At 39.4% G+C, this 1,939-nt stretch carries 1 protein-coding gene; it reads right to left on the bottom strand.

Translation table 11 applies throughout. From position 1 onward, the window contains the following. On the bottom strand, positions 1–1,939 hold a 1,939-nt coding region (locus ACLN19_RS09055; RefSeq protein WP_413385516.1), incomplete at both ends, for an SspB-related isopeptide-forming adhesin.

Genomic DNA, 1,939 nt, shown 5'->3' with positions numbered 1-1,939 from the left:
GAAGGTTATTAACTACAATATTTGAGTAGTAGCCGTTTGCGAAGTCAATTTGGTATGTTCCGTTGGTAATATCGCCTTCGGTAAAGGTATCTTTAATCTTGAATGATACATTATAAGTAATATCAAGACCTTTTTGAACGTAAGCTTCATAGAAAGCTTGTGGGTCTTTCGCTACCCAGAGGTAAAATTCGCCAACTGGAGAAATACCGGAGTTTTTGATAATTGCTTGGAGTTTTTCATCAAGCGCATCTTGAGAAAGTACATGGTACATATCTAAGAGTTGTGACACATCATCACCGTTTAATGCGGTAATGGAGTTGACAACCATAGACTTACCATCAAGAGCTTCATCGAGATAATCTTCAGCATACAAGAAGCCTTTAGCAATAGAATCTTTAGAAGCTAACATACCTTTGTATTGATCGAAGTTTTGCGTCAAAATGTAGTTGATCTTAGTGTTTGGAAGCACTGATTGACCGTTAATTGAGTTGCCAGCCTCATCGACCACGTCTTTTTTAGGTTGGATCAAATTATCGTTTGGCGTTGGATTGTTACCGTCTGGAGTAGTACGTGGGTTTTCTGGATCGACCCCTGGTGTATAAACAACTGGTTTATCAGAAACTGTTTTAAACTCACCTTTAGGTGTTGTAATCGTTGTCGTAAAGACATTCTCATAAGTAGCACCGTCATTTTGAGGAGAACCTACGAGATAGGCAACTGGCACTTTCACGTCTTGACTACGATTAGCATTTAATACACCCAACGTCAAATCAGTCGCTTCAAAACGAACTACACCGTCCTCGGAAACAGTTACAAGATAAGCTCCTGCGTTCTTTTCTTTTGTACCGTCAAGATCAACTAGGAAACCAGTCGGTGCTGGGTCTTCCATGACATAAGCCGTTACCGTTTCACGACCAGCCTTTAGATTTTCGTTGTTAAGTTCCCAAACAACTGTAGATCCTTTAGCGACTAGTTTGCCATCAATTGAGACATTATCTGTATTAACAACTTCTTTATCGTTAATTGGCTTTTGAGAGACAAGTACTGGATGAACCGCTACTGAGAACGTTTCTTTTTCAGGAACTTTCACGTGAGGTTTTACGGTTGGTGTTTCAGGCGTGAATGTTTGCTTAGTTGGAGTCGCTGGAAGCTCTTTCTCAGGTGTTGCTTCAAACATGCGTGGCGTTACTGGATCAGGTTTGAGAGATACGGGATAAGGTGTATTAGTATTAAAAGTAAACCAATACTCCTCACGCATATTTGCACCAAAATTAATTTTTAGCAAAGTGCCTTGAACATTTTGATATTTTACTGCAATAGACCCATACCAAAAATTAGGATTGTCTTCTGAGTCCCAAACAGGATAATCTGTTTGTCCGTCTTCATTAACACCTGCAGTACCTTTATAGTCATTATTCCATTTAGCTTTACCGACAGTGCCAAAAGCACCAATAGAAGAACCGTTAATCTCTACTAGACTAGCTCCAGTATCACTAACATCTACATACTCAGTAGACCTATACAGTTGATTCCACAATCCTGTGTCTGTATGGTTTAAAGAATTTGCGGAAATAACAACATCTGCACCTTTAAAATTAATAAATGAGCCATTAGAATCAAGATAAGAAATATCTAACTCATATTCAACACTTCCGCCAGCTTGGGTAGTTCTCACGCCATTCGTTGGATCATTAAGCAGTAAAAGATATACATCTGTACTCGCATCAGACGCTCTATCTGGACTTGGGGTATAAGACTTGAGTCTATAACCAATAACCACTTTATCAGCTTTTTGACCATTTACCTCAGTATTAGTTAATCCTGAATAAATAACCTCAATGCGCTCCCCAACCGCAATAGGAACAGAACCATAAGCATCTCCTGAATCGACTAGACTCTTCCATTGATCGCCAAAACTAGTAGAACCTGCAACTGTCGA

Source organism: Streptococcus lishijunsis, assembly GCF_047290665.1.
Lineage (GTDB): Bacteria > Bacillota > Bacilli > Lactobacillales > Streptococcaceae > Streptococcus.
The sequence above is the reverse complement of the archived record's forward strand: the minus strand, read 5'-3'. Positions and strand labels throughout refer to the sequence as shown.